General features: G+C 35.3%; 19 protein-coding genes and 15 tRNA genes. 31 read left to right on the forward strand and 3 right to left on the reverse strand.

What is annotated here, in order from left to right:
• The first annotated feature begins 3 nt into the window (after positions 1-3).
• Positions 4-594, forward strand: a complete 591-nt coding sequence (locus BN2746_RS02125; protein ID WP_055078214.1) for a LemA family protein — start codon at positions 4-6, stop codon at positions 592-594.
• 4 nt (positions 595-598) lie between these two features.
• The gene (locus BN2746_RS02130; protein WP_055078215.1) at positions 599-1,405 is read left to right on the forward strand and encodes a TPM domain-containing protein; all 807 of its coding nucleotides are present in this window, start codon (positions 599-601) and stop codon (positions 1,403-1,405) included.
• Between the two features lie 254 nt (positions 1,406-1,659).
• On the opposite strand, the gene BN2746_RS02135 is transcribed toward BN2746_RS02130, so the two are convergent.
• The 3 genes from BN2746_RS02135 to BN2746_RS02145 form a co-directional block, all read right to left on the reverse strand.
• Positions 1,660-2,988: a PH domain-containing protein gene (locus tag BN2746_RS02135; protein WP_055078216.1), complete on the reverse strand. Its 1,329-nt coding sequence runs from the start codon at positions 2,986-2,988 to the stop codon at positions 1,660-1,662.
• The gene (locus BN2746_RS02140; protein WP_077064901.1) at positions 2,985-3,329 is read right to left on the reverse strand and encodes a GntR family transcriptional regulator; all 345 of its coding nucleotides are present in this window, start codon (positions 3,327-3,329) and stop codon (positions 2,985-2,987) included. Before BN2746_RS02140 ends, BN2746_RS02135 begins: the two co-directional genes overlap by 4 nt.
• 90 nt (positions 3,330-3,419) lie before the next feature.
• Positions 3,420-4,022 carry a DUF4230 domain-containing protein gene (locus BN2746_RS02145; protein ID WP_055078217.1) on the reverse strand — a complete coding sequence of 201 codons (603 nt, stop codon included), beginning with the start codon at positions 4,020-4,022 and terminating at the stop codon, positions 3,420-3,422.
• Between the two features lie 116 nt (positions 4,023-4,138).
• Between BN2746_RS02145 and BN2746_RS02150 the strand changes: the two genes are divergently transcribed.
• The 29 genes from BN2746_RS02150 to BN2746_RS02290 all read left to right on the forward strand — a co-directional run bounded on the left by BN2746_RS02150 (position 4,139) and on the right by BN2746_RS02290 (position 22,790).
• Complete coding sequence (locus tag BN2746_RS02150) at positions 4,139-4,963, forward strand: undecaprenyl-diphosphate phosphatase (protein ID WP_455428443.1); 825 nt, start codon at positions 4,139-4,141, stop codon at positions 4,961-4,963.
• Between the two features lie 133 nt (positions 4,964-5,096).
• On the forward strand, positions 5,097-6,206 hold the full coding sequence (gene ald, locus BN2746_RS02155; protein WP_055078219.1) for an alanine dehydrogenase: 1,110 nt from the start codon (positions 5,097-5,099) through the stop codon (positions 6,204-6,206).
• Between the two features lie 127 nt (positions 6,207-6,333).
• The gene (locus tag BN2746_RS02160) at positions 6,334-8,547 is read left to right on the forward strand and encodes an ATP-dependent helicase (protein ID WP_055078220.1); all 2,214 of its coding nucleotides are present in this window, start codon (positions 6,334-6,336) and stop codon (positions 8,545-8,547) included.
• The gene (gene ligA / locus BN2746_RS02165) at positions 8,540-10,513 is read left to right on the forward strand and encodes an NAD-dependent DNA ligase LigA (protein ID WP_055078221.1); all 1,974 of its coding nucleotides are present in this window, start codon (positions 8,540-8,542) and stop codon (positions 10,511-10,513) included. Before BN2746_RS02160 ends, ligA begins: the two co-directional genes overlap by 8 nt.
• Before the next feature lie 18 nt (positions 10,514-10,531).
• The gene (locus BN2746_RS02170; RefSeq protein ID WP_055078222.1) at positions 10,532-10,903 is read left to right on the forward strand and encodes a hypothetical protein; all 372 of its coding nucleotides are present in this window, start codon (positions 10,532-10,534) and stop codon (positions 10,901-10,903) included.
• A 234-nt stretch (positions 10,904-11,137) separates the two neighbouring features.
• A complete protein-coding gene (locus BN2746_RS02175) occupies positions 11,138-11,416 on the forward strand; it encodes a co-chaperone GroES (protein ID WP_055078223.1) in 279 nt (92 codons plus the stop codon).
• A gap of 11 nt (positions 11,417-11,427) precedes the next feature.
• The gene (gene groL, locus BN2746_RS02180) at positions 11,428-13,053 is read left to right on the forward strand and encodes a chaperonin GroEL (RefSeq protein ID WP_055078224.1); all 1,626 of its coding nucleotides are present in this window, start codon (positions 11,428-11,430) and stop codon (positions 13,051-13,053) included.
• Positions 13,054-13,179: 126 nt separating this feature from the next.
• Positions 13,180-13,255 (forward strand) — tRNA-Trp (locus tag BN2746_RS02185).
• Between the two features lie 78 nt (positions 13,256-13,333).
• The gene (gene ade, locus BN2746_RS02190; RefSeq protein WP_055078225.1) at positions 13,334-15,064 is read left to right on the forward strand and encodes an adenine deaminase; all 1,731 of its coding nucleotides are present in this window, start codon (positions 13,334-13,336) and stop codon (positions 15,062-15,064) included.
• A gap of 243 nt (positions 15,065-15,307) precedes the next feature.
• Positions 15,308-15,382, forward strand: a tRNA-Glu gene (locus BN2746_RS02195).
• Positions 15,383-15,386: 4 nt separating this feature from the next.
• Positions 15,387-15,462 (forward strand) — tRNA-Val (locus BN2746_RS02200).
• Positions 15,463-15,500: 38 nt separating this feature from the next.
• A tRNA-Asp gene (locus BN2746_RS02205) sits at positions 15,501-15,577 on the forward strand.
• 189 nt (positions 15,578-15,766) lie between these two features.
• Positions 15,767-15,842: transfer RNA gene (locus BN2746_RS02210), tRNA-Thr, on the forward strand.
• Positions 15,843-15,856: 14 nt separating this feature from the next.
• Positions 15,857-15,942: transfer RNA gene (locus tag BN2746_RS02215), tRNA-Tyr, on the forward strand.
• Between the two features lie 36 nt (positions 15,943-15,978).
• A tRNA-Gly gene (locus BN2746_RS02220) sits at positions 15,979-16,052 on the forward strand.
• A 3-nt stretch (positions 16,053-16,055) separates the two neighbouring features.
• Positions 16,056-16,132 (forward strand) — tRNA-Arg (locus BN2746_RS02225).
• A 3-nt stretch (positions 16,133-16,135) separates the two neighbouring features.
• A tRNA-Gln gene (locus tag BN2746_RS02230) sits at positions 16,136-16,212 on the forward strand.
• A 197-nt stretch (positions 16,213-16,409) separates the two neighbouring features.
• A tRNA-Lys gene (locus BN2746_RS02235) sits at positions 16,410-16,485 on the forward strand.
• Between the two features lie 4 nt (positions 16,486-16,489).
• A tRNA-Ser gene (locus BN2746_RS02240) sits at positions 16,490-16,578 on the forward strand.
• Positions 16,579-16,597: 19 nt separating this feature from the next.
• Positions 16,598-16,689: transfer RNA gene (locus tag BN2746_RS02245), tRNA-Ser, on the forward strand.
• Positions 16,690-16,696: 7 nt separating this feature from the next.
• Positions 16,697-16,773 (forward strand) — tRNA-Ile (locus BN2746_RS02250).
• A 428-nt stretch (positions 16,774-17,201) separates the two neighbouring features.
• Positions 17,202-17,277 (forward strand) — tRNA-Phe (locus BN2746_RS02255).
• A gap of 222 nt (positions 17,278-17,499) precedes the next feature.
• Positions 17,500-17,575 (forward strand) — tRNA-Lys (locus BN2746_RS02260).
• 308 nt (positions 17,576-17,883) lie between these two features.
• Positions 17,884-19,209 (forward strand): electron transport complex subunit RsxC, encoded by a 1,326-nt coding sequence (gene rsxC / locus BN2746_RS02265; RefSeq protein WP_055078226.1) that lies wholly within the window; start codon positions 17,884-17,886, stop codon positions 19,207-19,209.
• A 10-nt stretch (positions 19,210-19,219) separates the two neighbouring features.
• Entirely contained in the window at positions 19,220-20,176 is a 957-nt protein-coding gene (locus BN2746_RS02270; protein WP_231718307.1) for an RnfABCDGE type electron transport complex subunit D, read from the forward strand.
• Complete coding sequence (locus BN2746_RS02275; RefSeq protein ID WP_055078227.1) at positions 20,176-20,760, forward strand: FMN-binding protein; 585 nt, start codon at positions 20,176-20,178, stop codon at positions 20,758-20,760. The genes BN2746_RS02270 and BN2746_RS02275 overlap by 1 nt, the downstream gene beginning before the upstream one ends.
• Positions 20,761-20,770: 10 nt before the next feature.
• Positions 20,771-21,370, forward strand: a complete 600-nt coding sequence (rsxE, locus tag BN2746_RS02280; RefSeq protein WP_082420175.1) for an electron transport complex subunit RsxE — start codon at positions 20,771-20,773, stop codon at positions 21,368-21,370.
• A 10-nt stretch (positions 21,371-21,380) separates the two neighbouring features.
• Positions 21,381-21,959 (forward strand): electron transport complex protein RnfA, encoded by a 579-nt coding sequence (locus BN2746_RS02285; protein ID WP_055078229.1) that lies wholly within the window; start codon positions 21,381-21,383, stop codon positions 21,957-21,959.
• A gap of 9 nt (positions 21,960-21,968) precedes the next feature.
• Positions 21,969-22,790 (forward strand): RnfABCDGE type electron transport complex subunit B, encoded by an 822-nt coding sequence (locus tag BN2746_RS02290; RefSeq protein WP_231718308.1) that lies wholly within the window; start codon positions 21,969-21,971, stop codon positions 22,788-22,790.
• The last annotated feature ends 91 nt before the right edge of the window (positions 22,791-22,881 follow it).

Below are 22,881 nucleotides of genomic sequence, written 5' to 3' on the forward strand. Positions count from 1 at the left end.
TAAATGAAAAAAGCTGGAGGAGGAGTAATGGCGATAATAGCAATTGTAGTTATATTAGCTATTGGCGCATTTAGCTCATACAATGGACTTGTAGGACTTGATGAAGAAGTAAATAACTCATATGCAGATTTACAAACAGCTGTTCAAAGAAGGGCAGACCTTATACCAAATCTTGTAAATACTGTTAAGGGTTATGCAACTCATGAACAAGAAACACTAACAAAGATAACTGAAGCAAGATCAAAGGTAAATGATGCAAAGGGACCTAAGGAACTTTCTGAAGCAAACGCAGAACTTACTAAGGCAATTGGTGATATCAATGTGGTTGTTGAAGCTTATCCAGATTTAAAAGCAAATCAAAACTTTATACAACTTCAAGACGAACTTGCAGGAACTGAAAATAGAATTGCTGTAGCAAGAAAAGACTACAATGGCGTTGTTAAAACTTTTAATAGCAAAGTTAGAAGATTTCCTACTAATATTTTTGCGAAGATGTTAGGATTTTCACCAAGGGAATACTTTGAAGCAGACCCTGGTGCTGAAAGTGCACCATCAGTTGACTTTGGTTTTAAAGCTTTAAACGTGATTGGATAATAATATGAAGGATAGAAAGCTTAAAATAATTTTACCTATCCTTATCGTCCTTACATTAATTTTTTCAAGCACATCAAGCTTTGCAAAACTTAATTTACCAAGCCCCACAAAGGAGTTCTACTACTACGATGAAATGGGAGTTATTTCTGATGAACTAAAGAGTGAAATACTAAAGACCAATGTGGAACTTCAAGGCAAGACCAAGGCACAAGTTGTCGTTGCTACTGTAAATGACTTACAGGAGTATCCAATTGAAGAATATGCCCTTGAGATGTTTAGGAAGTGGGGTATAGGAGATAAGACTCTTAATAATGGAGTGCTTATCCTACTGGGAAAAGAACCTACAACTGACAAGTACTCTATCTATATTGCAACGGGGTATGGTCTTGAAGGAAGACTTAACGACGGTAAGGTTGGAAGGATTATAGATGAATTTTTTATTCCCCTCATAAACAGGGATGATCCTACAAGTTTTGACGAAGCTATTAGAGAAACCTTTAGAGCGGTAGTATCTCAAGTCATCTTAGAATATAATGTAGAGCTTGATGGAGACTATGAAAAGTATATGAATAGACTTGACAGTTCTGAAGAAGTGAACGGTTGGGTAATTCTTCTTATAATCATAATACTTATTCTTCTTTCAAGACGAAGAAGGTTTAGAGGACCTGGAGGTAGAGGAGGATATAGAAGAGGATACTCCCCATGGAGCTTTGGAGGATACTCAGGCTCAAGTAGAAGCTCCGGCGGCTTTGGTGGATTTTCCGGTGGAGGAGGCTCCAGCGGCGGCGGAGGAGCAGGAAGAAGTTTTTAAAAATTAACAAAATGATTAAGGAAGCTGAGGCTTCCTTTTTTAATAATTGTTTATTTTAATACTTTCTAAAAAAATTTTTCCCAATTTTGATATACGCAAAATACTTTTAGTTTATCCTGCGAGATACTTTCCTCTTGCCATGCTAAGTATAAAATTATTAAAGCAATTTGGGAGTTTAAAAATTTCCTTTGTTAGACATAAAAAAAGAAAGAACATCTTGATATGATTTTCTTTCTTTTTTATTGATTAAATTTTCAATTCTTTCTTTTAATTTTATTATACAACTCTTCCGTTTCGCTATCTGTTTTTTGATTAAATATATAATTTTTATCAGCTTTTATAAAGATAACTTTTTTACCACTATTGTAGTAATAGAGTTTTACATTTCCGATTCCTTTTACCGAGAAAGAGCCATAACTCTGGCTATCTAAAGAAGTTCCATTTGTTCTTATAACATTTCCTTTAGGAAATTCATCTAACAATTCTATTTCTTTAATGTCCTTGTATTTTATTTCGTCATTATACATCCTTGCAGAGATTAATATTTTATCTTTTCCCACATTGTAATTATAGTTTGATGGAGATAGAAAGTAAGGTAGTGATGCTAATAAAACTATTCCCAGGACAATACTTCCATAAAAAATTGCCTTACCTACTGGTCTACCTCTATTGATGTCCATATTGCCCGGGGATAGTTTTGATGGAACTAAAATTCTTGCGTCATCTTTATTTTTATATCCAAATATATCGTAGTAATCAACTTCATCCACATTTAAATTAACTTCGCCCTTAGAGACTTTGTATTGACCTATTACAATTAAAACTATTCCAAAAGTCATAACCACTGTGTAGACTATAAATGGCCAATATGCATATGGATTTTTGTAAGAAACTATTGTACTAAAAAGGGTCAATACAGATAAAAAAATTGCAAACATAAGTATCATTCTACTGAATTTTCCTTTATTTTTTATATTTAGCCTTACATTTTCTTCTGTGTCCTCTGAGTAAATTATGTTTGGCGATTTTTCTATAGTCATAGCAAAGTAAATTAGACTTAGGTTAGTAATTGCTCCTGTAATTAGCATCATAGTGGAAGTTTTCACATCGAAGTCCAAAAAGAAAAGTCCTGGCAAAAGTATTATTACTGGCATTAGATGCATAAACTTACTTGGCATGTTCTTTTTTATTTCCACATTTGCCTTTAAGTCGGCGTACTTAACTCTTGACTTTACCTTTACAAGCTTTTTGTACTCCCTAAGCTCCTTCATTGACTTGTAGATAAAGATGTTTATTAAAACACAATAAATAATAATCTCAAAGACAAATAAAAGCATTTTAATCAGCTCTGTTTCTGCAAAAAATATCAATAGAGGAATTGGAAGAAAGATTTTTAATATTAGAGAACACTCCTTTTTTAAATCCTCTGTAATTTCTTTTACTCTCTCGTCATCTATTAGGTCATAGGGAAGGGAAGTAGCCAATATATATCCGTTTTTATAATTTGTGATGTAGTTTATTTGAAACTTCATTAAAAAAAGTATTAAAACTAAACAGCCTACTAAGATTAAATTAAATATCATTTTTGCACCTTCTTTATAAGTTCTTCTATATTGTATCCACGAGCTTTGGCTTCAAGTATATTTTTTTTAAAACTTTCTTCAAAACTCTCCTCTTTTAAATTATTTAAAGTTGAAACCCTTGCACCAACTCGCCTGTGAATTTCGATAAAGCCTTCATTTTTTAAAATGTTGTAGGACTTTTGTATGGTCATTGGATTTATTCCAAGGTCTTCAGCGAGGGACCTTACCGTTGGAAGTTCATCTCCTGGCGAAAGGTCGCCTATGCCTATAAGAGATATAATTTCATCTCGCACCTGTTGGTAGATTGGAACTTCACTTGCCATATCAATTTTTAAAATCATATCTTTTCCTTTCTTTCTGTCTTATCTGTATTAATGATTATAATACAAGACAAACAAAAAAACAACTCCAAAATAATTTGGAGCTTATTTTTACTTAAAATAAATTTTTATTTCGTAATCTTTGAAAAGGTCATCAAGTTTAAGCAGTTCCTTAATTGTCTTTTCTGCCTTTTCGTTGGCTTCTGTTAACAAACCATTTTTTATTGCTTTTTCTTCTACAACTTTTTTTTGGTCTTTTGCAAAGTCGTTGTAATCTTCAATCTTTATAGGATTAAAAATTGTATCTTTTTCTAAAAATACCTTTAAAGATTCTTCGTCTATTTCATGTGACAGTATGGTAGAGTTTGGTATTTGAATATCAATTCTATTATTGCCAAAGCCAACCACTGCCTTTTCTAAGTTCACGCCGGCATGAATTGTTCCGTCATATGAAACTATAAAGCTCTTTGTAGTGAAGGGAACCTTCCATCCGTAAAAGTCGTTTTGGTTTTCAAACTGTCCCATATTGGTGTAGTGATATTTCAATGTAGTTAACTCTTTTGCTTCTTCAAGTCGATTATTAATTAAATCAGTAGTCATCTTGGGAGTCATATCTTTTTTCATTTTAAGCATTCCACCAAAGAATAGAGCGCATCCAAGAACTAAAAGAAAAATTATTTTTACAAAAGTAAATTTCTTATTTTTCGTCTTCATAATACCTCCTTATATCATTTATTATAATGTATGATAAAGATAAAAAAAAATCAAGCACTAAGGGAATTGATTAGACAGTTATTTTAATGTTTTGTATAATTGAATAATCGAGGTGAATTATGATAGAAATTTTAAAAGCGATTATATTAGGAATTGTTGAAGGGATTACCGAGTGGCTTCCCATATCTTCAACAGGTCACATTATTTTAGTTGACGAATTAATAAAACTTAATGTTAGTAGTGAATTTATGTCCATGTTTAAAATTGTAATCCAGCTTGGAGCAATTTTAGCGGTAGTGGTTTTATTTTGGAATGATATTTTTCCCTTTGAAAAAAGAGATGGCAAGGTTGTTGCAAATAGAGAAAAGTTTAGTCTATGGGGAAAAATTATTATTGCCTGCATCCCTGCGGCGTTAATCATTCCCTTTGATGATGTATTTGAGGAGAAGTTTCATAAACCAATACCAATTGCACTTGCGCTTATAATCGTTGGTATATTATTTATTATTGTAGAAAACAAAAATAAAGACAAAGTTCCAAAGGTCAAAGACGTAAAGAGCATAAGCTACAGAATTGCATTTTATATAGGTGTTTTTCAACTATTTGCAGGAATATTTCCAGGAGTTTCAAGGTCTGGTTCAACAATACTTGGAGGTATTTTACTTGGACTATCGAGAACGGTTGCTGCTGAGTTTACTTTTTATTTAGCAATCCCTGTAATGTTTGGTGCAAGCTTTTTAAAATTATTAAAATTTGGCTTTTCATTTACATCCTTTGAGCTGATGATACTTTTAATTTCATCAGTAGTTTCATTTGTTGTATCAATACTTACAATTAAATTTTTGCTTTCTTATGTAAAAAGGCACGACTTCAAAGTGTTTGGTTGGTATAGAATAGCGCTTGGAATAATTGTGATTTTATATTTTACATTTTTGAAATAGAAGGGGCTTTGGCTCCTTTTTTTGCATCAAGCTTAAAAAAAATAGTTTAATAATTTAAATTTATAAATTGACATGAAAAAAAATCCATTTTATAATATAGTTATTCAAAAAAAGAGAGTGAAGGTAAATTTTTATGATAATAGGAATACCAAAAGAGATTAAAGATCAAGAGTCAAGGGTAGCAGCTGTTCCAGCGGCAGTTAGTGACCTTGTGAAACATGGAATAGAAGTTTTGATAGAAAAAGGAGCTGGTCTTGGCTCTGGGATTAGCGACAAGGATTATGAAGATGTTGGAGCAAAAATTATAGATTCTGCTAAAGAGGTTTGGGAAAGGGCAGATATGATTTACAAGGTCAAGGAGCCTCTTGAAGAAGAGTATAAATATTTGAGAGAGGGACTTATCATATACGCATATCTTCACTTGGCAGGTAATGAAAAACTTGTTGATGAGTTGATTAAACGCAAGGTGACAGCAATAGGGTTTGAAACTGTGCAAAAGGGAAATAAACTTCCACTTCTTCAACCTATGTCTGAGATTGCTGGCAGAATGGCAGTTCAAGAAGGTGCAAGATATTTAACAAAGCCTGAAGGTGGAAGGGGAATTCTTTTACAGGGTGTGCCTGGAGTTAGACCTGCCAATGTAGTTATAGTTGGAGCAGGTACTGTAGGAACGGCTGCAACGAGAATAGCTGTTGGTATGGGTGCAAGGGTTACTGTTTTAGATATAAATGTGGATGCTCTTACAAAGCTTCACAACATATTCCCAGACAAAATTGAAACACTTTATTCAAATCCAATAAATATAGACGAAGCTGTGAGTGGAGCAGACTTGGTTATATCAACAGTATTGATACCTGGAGCACGTGCTCCACAACTTGTTAGGGAAGACACTGTAAAAAATATGAAAGAAGGTTCGGTGGTCGTTGACGTTGCCATTGACCAAGGTGGTTCAACTGATATAACACAGGGACGTCCAACAAGCCATAGTCATCCAGTTTTCAAAGAGTATGGCGTAACTTTTTATGCAGTTGCAAATATTCCAGGGGCTGTTGCCATGACATCAACCTATGCATTGTCAAATGCAACTACAGTCTATGCAAAAGCCATAGGTGAGGAAGGACTAAAGGGTGCTATTGAAAAATTCCCTGAATTAAAATCTGGAATAAACACATATGATGGCAAGGTTGTTATAAAATCCGTAGCAAAAGACACCAAGCATGAACTTTGCGAATTAAATTTATAGATAAAGAGAGCCTGTGGGCTCTTTTTTATTTTGCTATGTTATAATGAATAAGGGAATGGAATAAATTTTGAAATAGCTAACAGGTCTTTAATATTTATATTTAGACCTTTTTTGATAGGAGAAATAAATGAAGGAATTACTAAAAGGACTTAATGACAGACAGAGGGAAGCGGTGCTTGCAACTCAGGGACCACTTTTGATTCTTGCCGGCGCAGGCAGTGGAAAGACAAGGGTTTTAACTACAAGGATTGCTCACATATTAAATGAAGGACTTGCAAGAAGATGGGAAGTGCTTGCCTTTACCTTTACTAACAAGGCTGCAGGAGAAATGAAGGACAGAGTTGAAAATCTACTGGGTGAAGATGTTTCAAGTATGTGGATTGGAACATTTCACTCCATCTGCGTAAGGATTCTTAGAGCAGAAATAGAAGCTATTGGATATACAAACAACTTTACAATATATGATAGGACGGACCAACAGTCATTAATAAAAGAGATACTTAGGGATAAGAGTATAAGCACAAAAGATTTTCCTGTTTCAGCATGCTTAAATGCAATTTCATCAGCAAAAAACATTGGGGAAGGCGTAAATTATATCAACGATCTCTATGGGTATCATCCAACCTATAAAGTATTTGGAGAAATTTTTGAAGAGTATGAGAGAAAGAAAAAACTTTACAACTCTTTGGACTTTGACGACTTGATACTAAAGACTTTGGAACTTTTCGGAGAACATGACTCTATAAGACAAAAGTACGAAAACAAATTTAAATATGTCTTTGTGGATGAATATCAAGACACCAATAAGCCCCAATATGAGCTTATAAAATACTTTTCAAAGGGATATGGAAATATTTGTGCCGTTGGTGATGGAGACCAGTCCATTTATGGATGGAGAGGTGCAGACATAAGTAATATTTTAAATTTTGAGAAGGACTTTGATAAGGCTAAAGTAATTCTACTTGAACAAAATTATAGATCCACAAAAAATATTTTGGATACTGCCAATAGGGTTATACGAAATAACTTTGAAAGAAAGGAAAAAAATCTTTGGACCGATAATAAAACAGGGGACAAGGTTATTTATAAAGAAGTTGACTCTGACATGGAAGAAGCTATGATTGTAACAAATTACATTGAACAGCTTCGAAACGACGGTTACAAGTTTGAAGATATGGCAATACTTTACAGAACCAATGCCCAGTCTCGAGCTTTTGAAGAGATGCTAATGCGCGAAGGCATCAACTACAGAGTTGTTGGAGGACTGAAGTTCTACGACCGTAAGGAGATTAAGGAATTAGTGGCATATTTGAAGATTTTTGTGAATCCCGATGACGATGTGGCGCTAAAGAGAATTATCAATATACCTAAGAGGGGCATTGGAGATACTACTTTAAACAAACTATCAGACATTGCCCTTGAAAAGAATTCTTCTATATATAGAATACTTTCTGAAACTGCTATTGAAGGAATAACTGGACGTACCAAAGCAAAACTTCAAGAATTTATTTATATGATGGAAAATATAAAAAAAGAGAAGGAAAGTCTATCTGTAACGGATTTTGTAAACCATGTTTTAGAAAAGACTGGATACTTAAAGATGTTAGAGGATTCAAATTTAAGAGAGGACAAAACGAGAATAGAAAATATTTCTTCATTTGTATCGGCGATTTCAGATTATGAAAAAACTACAGAGGAGCCTTCTCTGGAAGACTACCTTGCAACGGTGACTCTACTTTCAGATGTGGACAAGACCGACCAGACAAAAACAGGAGTTAGCCTTATGACCATACATGCAGCAAAGGGCTTGGAATATAAAATTGTATTTCTAACTGGAATGGAAGAGGGGCTTTTTCCTTCTGAAAGGACAATTGTGGAAGACGACGGACTGGAAGAGGAGAGAAGACTTTGTTATGTGGCACTGACAAGAGCGGAAGAAAAATTATATTTAACTTCATGCAGCAGTAGAAGGGTCTTCGGGAAGTTTATGATGCATAAGCCTTCAAGATTTATTGAAGAGATGGGAGATTCTTTGGAAGTTGAAAAGCCAAGGTCATATCAATACACTGACAACTTTAGAGAGACCTTTGCAACTTCAGCACAGACCATGGCAAAGGATTTAAGGGACAGTTTTTTAAAAAAACCTGATCCAAACAAGAAAACCTTGGAAGACGTGGAATTAAAACTTGGCTACAAGGTTAAACATAAGAGTTTTGGTTTTGGAACGATTGTATCGATAACAGAAAAAAGTGGAGGAGATGAGCTTGTAATCGCCTTTGATAAGAAAGGTATAAAGAAGCTCAACAAAAACATGGCACCTTTGGAGTTAATAAATGAATAACGAGAGAATTGAAGAATTAGTAAAACAATTAAACGACTATAACTATCACTACTACACTCTTGACGAGCCAATAGTATCTGATGGTGAATATGATAAATTATATGATGAGCTTGTAAAGCTTGAACATGAAACTGGAATTGTGCTTCCTGAGTCACCGACACAAAGAGTTGGTGGAGAGCTATTAGAGGGATTTGTAAAACATACCCACTTGGCACCCCTCTACAGTTTAGACAAGGCGCAAAGCATTGAAAAAATTCGTGAGTGGGAGAAGAGGGCTGAAAGACTTGTAAAGGCATCCAATGAAAAAGTTTTAGAGCTATTATTTTTAGTTGAACTTAAATTTGACGGCCTTACAATAAACTTAACCTATGATGAAGGAAGACTTGTTATGGCTTCCACCAGAGGAAATGGTGTTGTTGGAGAAGATATTTTAGCCCAAGTAAAAACTATTCCGTCAATACCATTCACAATTCCTTACAAAGGAAGGATTGAAGTGCAGGGAGAGGGGCTAATGCCACTGACAGTACTTAAAGAATATAATAAAAAGTATAGTCCAGCTTTAAAAAATGCAAGAAATGCAGCGGCGGGAGCCTTAAGAAATCTCGACCCAAAGGAGACAAAAAAGAGAAATCTCACTGCATATTTTTATAATGTAGGCTATATTGAAGGAAAAGAGTTTACAAGCCAGGAAGAGATGATGCAGTTTTTAAAAGACAATCACTTTAAAGTGCATCCATTTATAAAAAAAGCCAAGACATTAAAGGAACTTGAAGAGATTCTTTCATATATAGAAGAGTACAGAAAAGAAATAGATATTTTAACTGATGGTGCAGTAATAAAAATAAATGATATGAAGACCAGAGAAGTTCTCGGATACACAAATAAATTTCCGAGATGGGCAATTGCATATAAATTTGAACCAGAAGAGTACAGCACCATTGTGAGAGAAGTTGAATGGAATGTTGGAAGGTCTGGAAAAGTTACACCAACGGCCCTACTTGATCCAGTTGAAATAGGAGATGTATTAGTTAGTCGTGCAACTTTAAACAACATGGACGACATCGAAAGAAAGCAAGTGAAGATAAACTCAAGGGTCTTAATCAGAAGGTCAAATGATGTAATTCCAGAAATTTTAGGAAAGATTGAAGATTATGAAGATTCAAAAGAAATAGTTATGCCACAGGATTGTCCATTTTGTCACACACCACTAATTCGAGACGGAGTACACTATTTTTGTCCAAACTCAATGAACTGTGAACCACAACTGGTTTCAAGACTTGCTCACTTTGCGTCAAGAGACGCTATGAATATAGATGGACTTAGTGAAAAGACTATTGAAAAGATGTTAGAGATATTAAAAGTGCATGAGATATCCCAAATATATTCACTAACAGAAGAAGAGCTATATCAACTTCCAGGATTTAAAGAAAAAAAAGTAAACAATCTTTTAAATGCAATTGAAAATAGCAAAGAAGTGAGGCTTAAAAACTTCATCTACGCAATTGGTATTCCGAATGTGGGAATAAAAACTGCAGAGGACTTGGCGAATAGATTTAAAACCTTTGAAAATCTTAGGGCTGCAACTGCCCAAGAGCTTGTGGAAGTTCCAGATATTGGAGATATAACAGCAAGAGCTATAGAAGAGTTCTTTAATGATGAGAGGGTTGTGGAAGGACTTGACAGACTGCTTGGTGAAGGCGTTGAGATTGTAAATGAAGAGAATAAAGAAGATATTGAGCAAAAGTTTAGCGACATGCGTGTCGTTATTACAGGATCATTTGAAAACTATTCAAGAAAAGAATTGGAAGATATATTTAAATCCATGGGAGCAAAGACATCTTCGTCAGTATCCAAAAACACAGACATGGTTGTAGTTGGAGAAAAACCAGGGTCCAAGTTCGATAAAGCAAGGGAACTTGGCATAAGAATTGTGGAAAAAGATGAGCTTGAAAAAATTATAAAATAAATTTACAGAAGGTGCAAAATGAGTAAAAAAGAGAAAAAGGAACTGGACTCAAGAAAAATATTTTATATAGTCACTGCAGTTTCCATGTTAATCTTTGCAGTGGGAGTTATAATTACTGCTAAAAGTGGAAGATTAGATGGCAGTGTGTTTAATAAAAGATTAGACTTCCTTGCAGATATGACTTTCTTTATACCATTTTGCCTTTGGGCTTGGATAGTTGTGTTTGGACTATTATTCGTTAGAAAAAACTTTTTAGTTATAACCATATGCATACTCTTAGCCATACCACATATAATTTTTATTGCAGTGATGATTGGTTACTCAAACTCTGCGGTAGAAATTCTAAAAAGATATGTTATGATCTTTAGCTTTGGAAGCCTGATGCTATAATTAAATAAAAAAATTACTCATATGAAGGGCGTGCGATAGTGGCATGGCCCTTTTTTGAAAAAATAAATTGTAAAGTTGCAATAGGAAAAGCCTTTCTTTTTTATAGAGGACAGTATAGAATAGAAAAGTAAAGAATAAAATTTCCTTGCAATATTTTAGTAAATGTATTATCATAAGAATGTAGTTATTAGCACTCTAATCCATAGAGTGATAAAAAATATATAGGAGGACAATATGAATCTTAAACCAATAGGAGAAAGAATTGTAGTAAAGATGTTGGAAGTAGAAGAAAAAACTGCTTCAGGCATTGTATTGCCAAGTTCTGCACAAGAAAAACCACAAGTTGCAGAAGTAGTTGCTATATCTAAAGAATTAGCAGGAAAAGATAATTTCAATATAGAAGTTGGAACAAAAGTTATTTATTCAAAGTACGCAGGAACAGAAGTTAAGTTAGAACAAGATGAATATATTATTGTAAAACTTGAAGATGTACTTGCAATTGTTGAAGAATAAAAGGAGGAAATATGGCTAAGGAAATTAAATTTGCAATTGATGCAAGAGAAGGTTTAATAAACGGAGTTAACAAACTTTCCGATACTGTTAAGGTAACTTTGGGACCTAAGGGAAGAAATGTTGTATTAGATAAGAAATTTGGATCACCTCTTATAACTAATGACGGTGTAACTATAGCAAGAGAAATAGAATTAGAAGATAGATTTGAAAACATGGGTGCACAACTTGTAAGAGAAGTTGCAACTAAGACAAACGATATCGCAGGAGATGGAACAACAACTGCAACATTACTCGCTCAAGCGATCGTTAGAGAAGGTGTTAAGAACCTTGCTGCAGGTGCAAACCCTATGATTATGCAAAAGGGAATAAAAAAAGCTGTTGATGTAGCAGTGGAAGAAATAAAGAATATTGCAATTCCTGTAGAAACTTCTGAAGCAATCGCACAAGTTGGTTCAATTTCTGCATCAGATGAACATGTTGGACAAATGATTGCTGAAGCTATGGAAAAAGTTGGTAAGGACGGGGTTATAACTGTTGAAGAGTCAAATTCAATGGGAACAACTTTAGAAGTCGTTGAAGGAATGCAATTCGACAGAGGATATCTATCTCCTTATATGATGACAGATACTGAAAAGATGGAAGCACATCTTGAAGATCCATATGTACTTGTTACAGACAAGAAGATTTCAAATATTCAAGATATATTACCTGTACTTGAACAAGTTGTTAAGTCAGGAAAACCTCTATTTATAATCGCAGAAGATGTAGAAGGAGAAGCTCTTTCAACACTTGTAATCAATAAACTTAGAGGAACTTTCAATGTGGTAGCTGTTAAGGCTCCTGGATTTGGTGACAGAAGAAAAGAAATGTTAAAAGATATTGCAATTCTTACTGGAACTGAAATGATTTCTGAAGATATTGGTAGAGAATTATCATCTGTAACAATTAATGACCTTGGAACTGCAAGAAAAGTTAATGTTTCTAAAGACAATACTGTTATTGTTGACGGTGCAGGAACAAAAGAAGCTATTGAAGAAAGAGTTTCAATGATTAAAAAGAGATTAGAAAATGCAGAATCAGAATTTGATAGAGATAAACTTCAAGAAAGACTTGCAAGACTTTCAGGTGGAGTTGCTGTAATCCAAGTTGGTGCTGCAACTGAAACTGAATTAAAAGAAAGAAAGTTAAGACTTGAAGATGCCTTAGCTGCAACAAGAGCTGCAGTAGAAGAAGGTATCGTATCAGGTGGTGGAACTGCTTATATCAATACTCTTGAAAAAATTTCCGCACTTCTTGAAGAATCTGAAGGTGACGAAAGAACTGGAGTAAATATTATTCTAAAGGCACTTGAAGAACCTATCAAACAAATTGCTAAAAACGCAGGACTTGAAGGATCTGTAATAGTAGAAAAAGTAAAAGCTGAAGAAAAGGGAATCGGTTTTGATGCTTACAACGAAGAGTATGTAAACATGATAAAAGCTGGTATAGTTGACCCTGCAAAGGTTACAAGATCAGCACTTCAAAACGCTGCATCAGTAGCTGCGATGTTATTGACAACAGAAGCTGCAGTAGCAGATGTAGAAGAAGATGAACCAGCACCAATGCCTCCAGCAATGCCAGGTGGAATGGGATTTTAAAAAAATAAAATAGCATGTTGAGATTTTGTTTTCAACATGCTATTTTATTTTTTCTAAAAGTTCTTTCAAATTGGAAAAAAGATTTGACAATGTTTTCTTGTTTTAGTATAATCTAATTTGTTATGTAGGGGCATAGTTCAGCTGGTAGAGCGTTGGTCTCCAAAACCAAATGTCGGGGGTTCAAATCCTCCTGTCCCTGCCAAGACGACCTTTGGGTCGTTTTTTTTATGCCCATTTTGCTGGTATAATATTCCTAAGGAAACTCTTATGGGAGGAAATTATGTTTAAAATAAATAAAGATTTTATAGACGTAGCAATGAAGAGAAAAAAAGCGGATTTAGTTTTAAAGAATGGAAAGATAGTAGATGTGTTTTCAAGAAGTATTATAGAAGAAGACTTGGCAGTGCACCAGGGAGTAATTGTTGGACTTGGTGATTACGAAGGAGTAGAAGAAATTGATTTGAAGGGAAAGTACGTTAGCCCAGGGTTAATTGACGGGCATATTCACATTGAGTCTTCCTACTTAACACCAGAGGAACTTGGATCTCTCCTTGTGAACTTTGGGACTACAACCATAGTTGCAGATCCACACGAAATTGTAAATGTAAAGGGCCTTGAAGGACTTGATTATATGATTGAAGCTTCAAAAAACACTGAGCTTGACATAAAATATGTGTTACCGTCATGCGTTCCAGCTACGCCTTTTGAAAATGCAGGGGCGATTGTAAACTCTGATGATATGCATGAACATATGAACATGGACGAAATTATTGGACTTGGAGAGTTTATGAACTTCCCTGGAGTCATTTATGGTGACGAAGAGTGTTTAAAAAAGATAAATCTTACAAAAGAAAAAAATAAAATAATTGATGGTCACTGTCCTGGACTTAGAGGAATGGAACTAAACGCATATATTGGCGCGGGAATTTCCACAGACCATGAATGTATGACAGAAGAAGAGATGAAAGAAAAAATATCTAAGGGAATGTATATCCAACTTCGTCATGGTTCAGCTTGCCACGACTTGGAGAGGTTGATAAAAGTTGTCGATGAAAAGAATTATCATAGATGTATGTTCTGCTCAGATGACAGACAACCTGAAACTATTTTAAGACAGGGACATATCGATAATCACTTAAGAATAGCTGTAAAAAATGGAATTAATCCTATAATGGCAATACAAATTGCAACAATAAATGCAGCAAACTGCTATAGATTTGATGATAGAGGAGCAATTGCACCAGGAAGAAGAGCGGACTTGTGTGTGTTCGAAGATTTAGAGGACTTTAAAAATATAATGACATTTATAAAAGGTAAAAAAGTTTCGGAGGACGGAAAATATTTATCTGAAGTAGAAAAAGCCAATATGCAAAAAGTTTTAAATTCATTTAATGTGAAAGACTTTAACATAGATAGATTGAAACTAAATTTAAAATCTAAAAAAGTAAATGCAATAGAAATAATTCCAGGAGGGGTTGTAACTAAAAGCGCTGTTGAAGAAGTTGAATTAGATGAAAACGGAGACTTCTTATACAATCCTAATAGAGATATAGTAAAGATAGCAGTTGTAGAAAGACATAATGGGACTGGTAACGTTGCAGTAGGTCTACTGAAGGGATATGGAATTAAAAGTGGTGCCGTTGCAATATCAATAGCCCATGACTCACATAATATAATTGTATCTGGTACTAACAATGAAGACATGGCAAAAGCAGTTAAAGAACTTACCTCCCAAGGTGGCGGAGTAGTGCTTGTTGAAAATGGAAAAGTTATAGGCAGAATGGAACTTGTAATCGGCGGAATCATGAGTGACAAATCCATAGAAGAAGTTAATGGAAAATTAAAAGAAATTCACAACTTAGCAATAGACGAACTTAAAGTTAATACAAATATTGATCCAATAATGACACTTTGCTTCATGTCACTTCCAGTAATTCCAGAGCTAAAAATAACAGATAAAGGATTATTTGATGTAAATAAATTTGAATTTACAAAATTAGAATTTGAATAAATAGAGGTTCTGGAGTGAAAAGGCAAAATTTTTTTAAAAGTTTTGCCTTTTTTTAAAAAAATGCTTGAAAAAAAATTAAAATTATATTACAATGTTATTCGACGTCAAAAAAGACTATTTCTTTTAGACGAAGCGATTGTAAAAAACTTTTAAAAAATATTTGACATTAGTTTTTACATGAGCTATAATATACCAGTAACGTTGAGATGGCGAAAGAAAATAATAATTTTATAATTTATTTATGGCTCTATGGTCAAGCGGTTAAGACATCGCCCTTTCACGGCGGTATCCCGGGTTCGAATCCCGGTAGAGTCACCATTATGGGCGGTTAGCTCAGCTGGGAGAGCATCTGCCTTACAAGCAGGGGGTCACAGGTTCGAGCCCTGTACCGCCCACCATAATGATTTAAAAAATTTAATAAAGTATAAAATTATATGGCCTTGTAGTTCAGTTGGTTAGAATGCCAGCCTGTCACGCTGGAGGTCGTCGGTTCGAACCCGATCAAGGTCGCCAAAATTACTTTATTAAAATGTGACAGATAGGGCAAGCGTGCCAGGCGAGCCTTTACAGACTGTTTCAACCAATCGGCTGACGCCTTTTGGGAAACAGGTTGTATGTGACCTACTAAAGCTCACTAAGTTCGCTAAGTTAGGTCAAGAACGCTGGAGGTCGTCGGTTCGAGCCCGATCAAGGTCGCCATATGCTGATGTAGCTCAATTGGTAGAGCAACTGACTTGTAATCAGTAGGTTGGGGGTTCAAGTCCTCTCATCAGCTCCATTAAAATTAAATATGGAGGAGTTCCCGAGTTGGCCAAAGGGGACGGACTGTAAATCCGTTAGCTGTGCTTTCAGTGGTTCGAATCCACTCTCCTCCACCAATTTTTAAATGGATTTTGAATATAGAGTTAGAATGTGCGGGTGTAGCTCAGTGGTAGAGCCCCAGCCTTCCAAGCTGGTTGCGAGGGTTCGATTCCCTTCACCCGCTCCATATGCACCTATAGCTCAGTTGGATAGAGCAACGGACTTCTAATCCGTGTGTCAGAGGTTCGACTCCTCTTAGGTGCGCCATAATGGGGTGTCGCCAAGTCGGTAAGGCACTAGACTTTGACTCTAGCATTCCACAGGTTCGAGTCCTGTCACCCCAGCCAATATTTACTTTTGAAAATTGGCAACATAAAAAACTAAATTATATGACCCATTAGCTCAGTCGGCATAAGTAAGTGGCCCATTTCCCAAAGGAAATGGAGGCAATGACTTAGTCTTTGCGAAGCAAAAAAGAATGAGCGAGTGGAAGTAAACAAATTTAATGCTTAAAAAATTGGCAAAACGATAAAATATAATACATGACCCATTAGCTCAGTCGGCAGAGCACCTGACTTTTAATCAGGGTGTCCCGCGTTCGAGTCGCGGATGGGTCACCATCAAGGAGAGGTACCGAAGTGGTCATAACGGGGCGGTCTTGAAAACCGTTAGGGTGCAAGCCCACGTGGGTTCGAATCCCACCCTCTCCGCCAATTTTTTTAGATTGGTTTAGGAGAAGTACTCAAGTGGCTGAAGAGGCTCCCCTGCTAAGGGAGTAGATCCTGATAAGGGATGCGAGGGTTCAAATCCCTCCTTCTCCGCCAACTATAGGGGCCTTTAGCTCAGTCGGTTAGAGCGCCCGGCTCATAACCGGTAGGTCCGGGGTTCGAGTCCCTGAAGGCCCACCAACTACGTATTCTGTTTTCGGGATATGTAGATTACATACCCTATAGTTGAGATAATTATGAAATTGGTCGCTTTAGCGGCCAATTATTTTCAAAAAAATATTTAGAATATAGTGCGCCCAAATAGCTCAGTCGGTATAAGTGAGCGGCCCATTTCCCACAGGAAATGGAGGCGATAACTTAGTCTTTGCGAAGCAAAAAAAGAATGAGCAGTTTGGAAATATATAAAATAATTATTTCAAAAAGCTTGTTAACATGAGAAAGTTAATACATATGCCCAGATAGCTCAGTCGGTATAAGTGAGTGGCCCATTTCCCACAGGAAATGGAGGCAATAACTTAGTCTTTGCGAAGCAAAAAAAGAATGAGTGGTTGGGAAATAAATGAAATAATTATTTTAAAAACTTGTTAATACAAAAAAGTATAGTGTGAGCCCAGATAGCTCAGTCGGTAGAGCAGAGGACTGAAAATCCTCGTGTCGCTGGTTCGATTCCGGCTCTGGGCACCAGAGTTTACAAATTGAATAAGAAGTGATATAATTTCACTGTTAGTTAAAATTAAATAGTGTGATATGACTCATTAGCTCAGCTGGTATAAGTAAGTGGCCCATTTCCCACAGGAAATGGAGGCAATGACTTAGTCTTTGCGAAGCAAAAAAAAGATGAGCGATATTGAATAAACAAGTTCAATAATAAAATAATTCTTATACAACAATTAAATATAATAACATGACTCATTAGCTCAGCTGGTAGAGCACCTGACTCTTAATCAGGTTGTCCAGGGTTCGAACCCCTGATGGGTCACCAACTGAAACCTTGGAATTTAAATATTTCAGGGTTCTTTTTATTTTTGTAATATTTTTGTAAAACACCATAAAACATCAATAATTTCTCTTAACTGGTAACAATATGATATCAGTATAGAAGATCTATTAATTCAAATTCTTTTGCTAAATTTAAAAGTGAAACGAAAAAGCTTTTTTATTTGAATTAATAAGCTATTTTTTGTAAAATTTAATAGTGGAAATTATGTTATAATGTTTAATGTAAGAATAAATAAAAGCAAAATCAAAAATTATGCGATTATTTTCAAATAAATGAAAGGTAGGGGTGTTATGAGTAAGATTGAGTTGACCTTTAAAGGTGGAACTCATATGCATGATTTTAAGGAATTGACCAATCAATGTGAAATAGAGAATGGACCAACTCCAAAAAAGGTTTATATCGCTCTTCACCAACACACAGGGGTACCTTGTAGTCCTCTTGTAAAAGTTGGAGATGAAGTTAAGGTGGGACAAAAGATTGGAGAGGCTCCAGGAACTATTACGGCACCAGTTCATGCCAGTGTCTCAGGTACAGTTGTGGAAATAAAAGATTTAACCACAGTTACTGGTGTACATACTAAGGCCGTTGTTATTGAAAACGATGGTTTAGACACTATTGGTTATACTCCTTTTGATGATGACTATGAAAGTTTAGATTCTGCTACTATAGTGGAAAGGGTAAAAGAAGCAGGAATTGTAGGTTTAGGTGGAGCAGGTTTTCCTACTCATGTTAAAATCAGAACAAAACCTGATGATAAAATAGATTACGTTCTTATTAATGGTGCAGAATGTGAACCTTATTTGACCAGCGATCAAAAGACTATGGAAAAATATCCTGAAAAGGTTGTAAATGGTCTAAGAATTGTAATGAAGGCTATGGGTGCTAAAAAGGGATTTATAGGTATTGAGTCTAACAAGCCTAAAGCCATAGAACTTATTGATCAAGCTTGTAAGAAATTTAACGATGTAGAGGTTTCAGTTTTAAAGACTAAATATCCTCAGGGGGATCAAAGAAGGTTAATTGACTCTATATTAAAGATGAAGATGCCTTCTTCTGTAAGAAGTACTACTCAAGGGGTACAAGTTATAAATTCAAGCACAGCTGCTTCTGTATATGAAGCTGTAGTTGAAGGAAAACCTCTTTATGAAAAGGTAGTTACTGTAACAGGTTCTTCTATAAATAAACCATCTAATCTACTTGTTAGAGTTGGTACTCCAATCAACGAGATCTTAGATTTTTGTGGTGGAGTAAAAGAAGATGTAGGTAAAGTTATAATTGGTGGACCTATGATGGGTGAAAGTCAATTTAGAACAGACCTTCCAACTATAAAAGCTGTTGGTGGTATTCTTGTACTAAATAAGGAAGAAGCAAAGCCTCCTGTGGTAACACCATGTATCAAATGCGGTAAATGTGTGGATGTTTGCCCAATAGGATTAATGCCTTTATATATCCAGTTAAATGTTTTAAACAATAGATTTGAAGAAGCCAGAGATCTTTATATCATGGACTGTATTGAATGTGGATCATGCTCATATGTATGTCCTTCAAAGAGACCATTAATTGAGTCTATCAGACATGGTAAGAGAGAACTTAGAGCTCAGTCAAGTAAGAGATAGGAGAGTTATAGTGGAGAAAAAAATAAAAGATCAAGAAGTTATTGATAATCTTGAAGGAAAGCTTGAAGTATCTGCTATTCCTCATTTAAGAGATTCAATAACCAGTTCCAAGGTTATGCTTGATGTAATAATAGCCTTAATGCCAGCTCTTATTGCAGGTGTTTACTTCTTTAGAATGAGAGCTTTGTTATTATGTCTTGTATCCGTTGGTTCATGTGTGCTTTCAGAGTACGCTTTTCAAAAACTTACTAAAAGACCTGTAACCATTGGAGATTTATCAGCGGTTGTAACAGGATTATTACTTGCATTTAACGTACCTGTAACCATGCCTTTTTACATGGTAATATTTGGTGGAATTTTTGCAATAATTATTACAAAACAATTATTTGGTGGAATAGGTGCTAACTTTATGAACCCTGCACTTGCAGCAAGGGCGGCACTAATGGCTTCATGGCCAAAGGAAATGGCAAACTATGTTGCACCAGGTCCAGATGCTGTTTCAATAGCTACACCTCTTGCAGGTGGGGAAGTCAATCTTATGGATGCTTTCCTTGGAAATATGGGAGGATGTATTGGTGAAGTGTCAGCCGTTGCACTTTTAATCGGTGGAATTTATCTGCTTGTGAAAAAAGTAATACACATTAGAATACCTTTGACATATATTTTGACAACAGTAGTTTTTCTATTCATATTCGGAGTGCCTGCAGAAGAATTATTAAATCATGTACTTATTGGTGGACTTTTACTTGGAGCAATCTTTATGGCAACAGATTATGTTACAGCTCCTGTAAGTAAAAAGGGACAAATTATATTTGCCATTGGATGTGGTCTTATAACAGCGGCAATAAGAGTCTTCGGTTCACTTCCTGAAGGGGTATCATACTCAATTTTAGTAATGAACTGTGCTACACCTCTTATTGAAAAGTTAACAACTCCAAAACCTTTTGGAAGGGGAGGTAAGAGATAATGAAAAAGATTTTAACTTTAGCATTAAAACTATTTGTAATCACAGCTGTGGCTACAACTTGCCTAACCATAATAAACGGCTTCACATCTCCAATTGTTGAAAAGAGAGCGAAGGAAGAATATGAAGCATCCATGAAAATGGTTTTTGAAGAAGCAGATAGCTTTAAATCACTTGAAGAAGCGGATAAAGCTCAGTTCGATAAAATCGTTGGAGAAAATGAAAATGTTCAAGATATCGTTATTGCATCAAAGGGCGATGAAGAAATAGGATATGTTATAAAAACCGTTGGTAAAGGTGGTTATGGTGGACCTATTACATTTGTAGTAGGAGTTGATAAAGAAGATAAGATAGTAGGATATCAAGTTCTTGAATCCTCTGAAACAAAGGGATTCGGTTCCCAAGTATCAGAAGAGCCATTCATTTCATCAGTAGTAGGAAAGAGCATGGCAGGGGAAATGACTAAGGCTGACAATCCTTCAGCAGATAACGAAATCCAAGCTATTTCAGGAACTACAATTTCAGTTAAAGCAATATTAAATGGGCTTAACGGTGCAGTTAAAGCTTTGGCGGAACTAAGAGGATAGGGGGAAGATGATGAAGAAAATATTAAAAAATGGAATCATAGATAATAACCCAGTTCTTATTCAACTTGTAGGACTTTGTTCAGTTCTTGGTGTAAGTACAACAGTAATGAATGCCCTTGGAATGGGAGTTGCGGTAATAGTCGTAGCTACATTGTCAAACCTTGTAGTTTCCCTACTTAGAAACTTTATACCAGACGAAGTTAGAATTCCATGCTATATAGTAGTTATAGCATCATTCGTAACAATGGTAGACATGGTTATGAAAGCTTATACTCCAGGACTTTATGGGCAATTAGGTATATTTATACCTCTTATAGTAGTAAACTGTTTAATACTTGCAAGAGCTGAAGGTTTTGCAAACAAAAATAAAATACTACCTTCAATCGTTGATGGTTTTGCAAATGGTGTTGGATATACAATGACAATAGTTATACTTGCTTTTGTAAGAGAGTTATTAGGATCAGGAGCAATCTTTGGACACGAATTACTTTCAGGGGAAGGAATTAAACCAATAGGTATTATTGCACAAGCTCCCGGATCATTTATTGTACTTGGAATAATACTTGCAGTATTTAACCATATAGCAAGCAAAAAAGAAGAAGGCAAGTAGGGGGTAGACTATGTTAAGTAATATTTTTAAAATACTTATTTTATATATTTTTGTAAACAACTACGTACTTGGACAATTTCTTGGAATATGTCCACTTATTGGGGTTTCAAAAAAGACAGAAACAGCGGCAGGTATGGGTATTGCGGTTACCTTCGTAATTACAATTGCATCAGTAGTTACCTATGCAATTCAATACTTAATTTTAGAGCCTTTAAATTTGCAATTTTTACAAACAATAGTTTTCATTTTAGTAATAGCATCACTGGTACAATTTGTTGAAATGGTATTAAAGAAGACTATGCCAGGACTATACAGCGCCTTGGGAGTTTTCCTACCACTAATCACAACAAACTGTGTTGTACTTGGAGTTGCAATTGCAAATATACAACAAGGATATTCACTTATTGAAACTTTAGCTTCAGCAATAGGCTCATCAGTTGGATTCTTAATAGCTATAGTTTTCCTTGCTGCAATTAGAGAAAAAATGGAACTTGCCAATGTACCAAAACCTTTTAGAGGTGTTCCAATTGCGATGATAGCAATTGGTCTTATGGCGATGTCATTCCTTGGTTTTTCAGGATTAGTATAGGGGGAGCAAATGGATATTAATCAAATTCTTATAGCAGTTGGAAGTTTAGGAGCGGTAGCTATAATCTTTGCAGTACTTTTAGGATTTGCATCGAAGGTTTTTCATGTGCCAGTTGACCCTAAAGTACAAGAAGTTAGAGCTGCACTTCCAGGAGCAAACTGCGGTGCCTGTGGATTTCCAGGATGTGATGGACTTGCAGATGCCATAGCAAAGGGCGATGCAAGCATAAACGCATGCCCTGTAGGAGGAGCGGAAGTTGCAGGACATCTTGCAGAGATAATGGGGCAAGTTGCAAACGAAACATCAAAGCAAGTTGCAGTAGTTAGATGCGCAGGAGACAAGACACTTGCAGAAGATAAATTTAAATATGTTGGAATTAGAGATTGTAGAGCAGACCAAGCACTACAAAATGGTCACAAAAAATGTCCTTTTGGATGTTTAGGATGTGGTACATGTGTTGATGTTTGTCAATTCGGTGCAATTCATATAGTTAATGGAGTTGCAAAAGTTGATAAAGAAAAATGTACTGCATGTGAAATGTGTATTAAAATCTGTCCAAGAGATTTAATTACACTTATGCCTTATGACAACCAAACAGAAGTGTTATGTAGCTCTACAGACAAAGGTAAAGATGTAAGAGGATATTGTAAAGTTGGATGTATCGGATGTAAGATCTGTGAAAAGAACTGTCCAGAAGAAGCTATCACAGTAGATAAATTCCTTGCACATATAGATCATGACAAGTGTGTAGATTGTGGAATATGTATAGAAAAATGTCCACAAAATTCAATAAGAGATTACGAAGAAAAAATATTTAAATTACCAAGTTAGAGAAACCGACCGTGTGGTCGGTTTTTTTAGTAATTTAAACTAAAAACACCCAATTAAGAAATTAAAAATTCCACTTAGGTGTTTTTTAGAA

This window comes from Lagierella massiliensis (genome assembly GCF_001407835.1).
GTDB lineage: Bacteria > Bacillota > Clostridia > Tissierellales > Peptoniphilaceae > Mediannikoviicoccus > Mediannikoviicoccus massiliensis.